This is a genomic window from Hydrocoleum sp. CS-953 (assembly GCF_002260545.1).
GTDB lineage: Bacteria > Cyanobacteriota > Cyanobacteriia > Cyanobacteriales > Microcoleaceae > Trichodesmium.
On sequence record NZ_LGSU01000656.1, the window covers coordinates 1 to 4,083 of the forward strand.

The 4,083-nt window shown below is 37.2% G+C and carries 1 protein-coding gene and 1 pseudogene; both read left to right on the plus strand.

Features of this window, described 5'->3' with window-relative positions:
• Positions 1 to 52 precede the first annotated feature (52 nt).
• Positions 53 to 3,811, plus strand: a complete 3,759-nt coding sequence (locus AFK68_RS07440; protein WP_094672206.1) for a GAF domain-containing protein — start codon at positions 53 to 55, stop codon at positions 3,809 to 3,811.
• 157 nt (positions 3,812 to 3,968) lie between these two features.
• Positions 3,969 to 4,083: pseudogene (locus tag AFK68_RS44485) on the plus strand (histidine kinase); the annotation flags it as partial.

The window sequence follows — 4,083 nt, forward strand, 5'->3', positions numbered from 1 at the left end:
ATCTTGTTTTAAGGCTCGTTCAATATTTAGCATTCTTCTGGCCAATTTCTGCTTGAACCATTTTACCTTATTTCCCAACAACTCTATTAGAAATACACAACTTTTAGAAGCAGCAAATTATCAAGTAGAACAACAAAAAGCTTTAGCAAGAGTAATCAAAAGAATTCGTCTAACTCTAGACTTAGAAGAAATTTTTCAGGTTACTGCTACAGAAGTACGTCAACTACTTAAGGTAGATCGAGTTGCCGTATTTCGTTTCTATCCAGAAAGAGACTGGGAAGGAGAATTTGTTTCCGAAGATGTAGCAGATGAATGGGAGTCAGCATTGGCAGCTAAAGTATATGACTACTGTTTTGGAGAACAATTTGCTGCTCACTATCAAGAAGGTAGAGTCCAAGCAGTAGCAGATATCTATGCAGCAGGATTAAGTGATTGTCATGCAGCAATTTTAGAGCAATTTCAAGTACGGGCAAATCTAATTGTACCTCTACTTAAAGGTGTAGGTGCAGGAGAATTACCGGAACTTTGGGGTTTGTTGTGCATTCATCAATGTAGTAACCCCCGTCATTGGCAAGACTACGAAATAGATTTTGCTCAACAAATAGCCGATCATTTTGGTGTAGCCCTACAGCAAGAAGATGCTTTCAAACAAGTCGAACAACAAGCAGCAGAACTAGCTATTAGTAGAGAAAAGGAAAAGTCAACCGAACGTCAGAGAATAGTAGGTGAGTTGTTCGACAAAATTCGTCTTTCTTTGGAAATTGAGACAATTTTTGCTACTGCTACCCAAGAAGTAAGACAACTGCTACAAGCGGAGCGAGTAGCAATATATCAGTTTTTACCTGATTGGAGTGGGGAATTTGTTGCGGAGTCTTTTGCCGAAGGATGGACTCCTCTGGTGGGAGTTCAACCCATTATTAAGGATACTTTTTTAGAAGAAAATCAGGGGGGGCGGTATGCAAACAATGAAAGTTTTGCTGTTAATCATATCTATCAAGTCGGTTATGATGAGTGTCATGTTCAACTTTTAGAAGAGTTTGGAGCTAAAGCTTATGTAATTGCACCAATTTTGCAGGGAGACAAACTTTGGGGTTTGCTGGCAGCTTATCAAAATTCGGCTCCCCGTTATTGGCAAAAGGATGAAGTAGAGTTACTATCTCAAATAGGTACTCAGTTAGGGGTTGCTCTCCAACAAGCTGAGTATGTTCACAAGGTTCAGGAACAGTCAACACAACTAGCTATCAGAGCAGCAGCAATGGAAAAATCAGCAGAACGCCAAAAAACTCTGGCGACAATTGTTGATAAAATTCGTCAGTCTCTGGATCTTGAGACAATTTTCCACACAACCACCCAACAAGTACAAAAATTACTGGATGTAGACAGAGTTGTTATCTACCGCTTTAATTCTGATTGGAGTGGGGAATTTGTTGCTGAGTCAGTAGCTGAAGGTTGGAATTCCTTAATACAAGAGCAAAAGGAAAATTCCGAAATTAACAAAAATGTTAGCGAATGTTCTCTACAAGATTTGGCAACTCCCAATACTGATACCTATTTGCAGAAAACTCAGGGCGGGAATTTTGCTAAAGGATTACTTTATCGTGTCTGCAACGATATTTATAATGCAGGTTTTACTGACTGTTACATTAAGATATTAGAGTCTTATCAAGCTAGAGCTTATGGGATTATTGCGATTTATCTGGGAGAAAAACTTTGGGGTTTGTTGGCAGTTTATCAAAATTCTGCTCCCCGTGATTGGCAAAAGGATGAAGTGGAGTTGCTATCTCAAATAGGTACTCAGTTAGGGGTTGCTCTAAAACAAGCTGAGTACGTTCAAAAAGTTCAGGAGCAGTCAACACAACTTGCCACCAGAGCAGCAGCAATGGAAAAATCAGCAAAACGCCAAAAAACTCTGGCTGCAATTGTTGATAAAATTCGTCAGTCTCTGGATATTGAGACAATTTTTCAAACAACCACCCAAGAAGTACAACAATTACTCAATGCAGACAGAGTTGCTATATTCCGCTTTCATGCTGATTGGAGTGGGGAATTTATTGCCGAGTCAGTAGCTGATGGTTGGGTGAAGTTAATACAGGAGCAAAAGGAAAATCCCAAAATTCCTGCAAATATTACTAAATGTTCCGTTAGAGATTTGCCAAATTATGTCAATGATACTTATTTGCAGGAAAACAAAGGTGAAAATTTTGCTAAAAAAGTTTATTGCACCTGCAACGATATCTATGAGAAAGGTTTTAGTGACTGTTACCTGGAGGTATTGGAGTCTTATCAAGCTAGAGCGTATGCGATCGTGGCTATTTATCAGGGAGAAAAACTTTGGGGTTTGCTGGGAGCTTATCAAAATTCTACTCCCCGTGAGTGGGAAGCAACAGAAGTAGAATTGTTGGCTCAAATTGGCGGTCAGTTAGGAGTTGCACTACAACAAGCTGAGTATTTCAAACAAGTTCAAGCTCAAACAGCAGAATTGGAAAAAGCAACAGAACGGCAAAAGGCGCTTTCACTTACCATTGATAAAATTCGTCAATCTTTGGATATTAATAAGATTTTTCAGACTACTACTCAAGAAGTGCGACAGTTACTAGAAGTTGAACGAGTGGCAATTTATCGTTTTTACCCAGACTGGAGTGGGGAATTTGTGGCGGATTCGATCATTGATGAATGGACTCCTGTAGTTCAAAGTTCATTACAAATTAATCCTGTAATTAGTAAACAAACTAATGCTAGTAAACTTCCCAGAAATGAAACTTTTGTACCAATTTTGCAGGGGGAAAAACTTTGGGGGTTGTTGGTTGCTTATCAAAATTCTAGTCCTCGTTATTGGCAAGATGAAGAAATTAATTTATTGGCACAGGTAGGGGTGCAATTAGGTATTGCTTTACAACAAGCTGAATTACTAGAAAAAACTCGTACCCAAGCTGAAGATTTGACAAAGGCTTTGCAGGAGTTAAAACAAACTCAAATGCACATGATTCAAGGAGAAAAAATGGCTGGTTTGGGGCAGTTAGTAGCAGGAATTGCCCATGAAATTAATAATCCTGTTAACTTTATTTATGGCAATTTGAATTATGTGGAAGAATATGCTCAAAATTTACTTGATTTAATGAAATTATATTCTGAACATTATGTCGATCCTGTTCCAGAAATTCAAGATTTTATAGAAGATATTGACATAGAATTTGTGATGCAAGATTTGCCTAAGACGATGAATTCTATGAAGGTAGGAGCTGAACGTATTCGTCAATTAGTATTTTCATTAAGAACATTTTCTCGTCTTGATGAAGCCGAAATGAAACCAGTAGATTTACATCAAGGAATTGATAGTACCCTGTTGATTTTGCAACATCGTTTGAAACCTAAGCACGCAGTTTCTCAGATTGAAATTGTGAAAAATTATGGGAATTTACCTTTGGTGAAATGTCATGCTGCTCAAATTAATCAGGTGTTTATGAATCTGCTTAGTAATGCCATAGATGTATTGGAAGAAAAACTAACAATAGAGAAAGATTTTAACCCTACTATTAGAATTACTACGGCAGTTAAAAAAGATAATCCACATAGTGTTTTGGTTAAAATTTCTGATAATGGTTTGGGAATTCCAGCAAAGGCGAAAGAGAAAATATTTAACCTGTTTTTTACTACTAAAGATATAGGTAAAGGAACAGGTTTAGGACTCGCAATTAGTTATGAAATTATTGTGCAAAAACATGGTGGTAAGCTCCTATGTAATTCAGAAGTAAATCAAGGAACTGAATTTATTCTGGAAATTCCAATTCAGCCAGAGAAGCAGACAGATTAAACAGATTAAATGGTATGATTTAAGATAATCAGTTTTAAATTATTTATGGCATTTTTTTAAGTCAATTGATTAAGTTCATCAGCCAAATTAATTACATATCCTATTGACTCCCTATTCCCTATTCCCTCCATACCTATTCCCTGTTCCCTCAAAGGCGAAAGAGAAAATATTTAACCTGTTTTTTACTACTAAAGATATAGGTAAAGGAACAGGTTTAGGACTCGCAATTAGTTATGAAATTATTGTGCAAAAACATGGTGGTAAGCTCCTAT